The following is a 241-nucleotide window of genomic DNA, read 5'->3' on the forward strand; positions in this document are numbered from 1 at the left end:
ATTACAGATTGGAAAGACGACGAGGAAGCTCGTACAGTTAACATTCCAGTAACTGTAACAACAGACGGTGTTGAGAAAGTTGTTAATGTTCCAGTCACTATCCAACGTGATACAGATGGCGATGGTATCCCAGATGTGACAGACCCAGATGATGACAACGATGGTATTCCAGATGAGACTGATAAAGAACCTAAGACACCGAATACAGACTCTGCTGTAACCCCAGCAACTGTAGTTGAAG

General features: G+C 43.6%; 1 protein-coding gene. It reads left to right on the top strand.

Going from position 1 to position 241, the window contains the following annotated elements:
• The coding region (locus NF418_RS10500) for a thrombospondin type 3 repeat-containing protein (protein WP_256779557.1) at positions 1-241 on the top strand (241 nt) is incomplete at both ends.

Source organism: Streptococcus suis (genome assembly GCF_024509555.1).
In the GTDB taxonomy this organism is placed as follows: Bacteria; Bacillota; Bacilli; order Lactobacillales; family Streptococcaceae; genus Streptococcus; species Streptococcus suis_AD.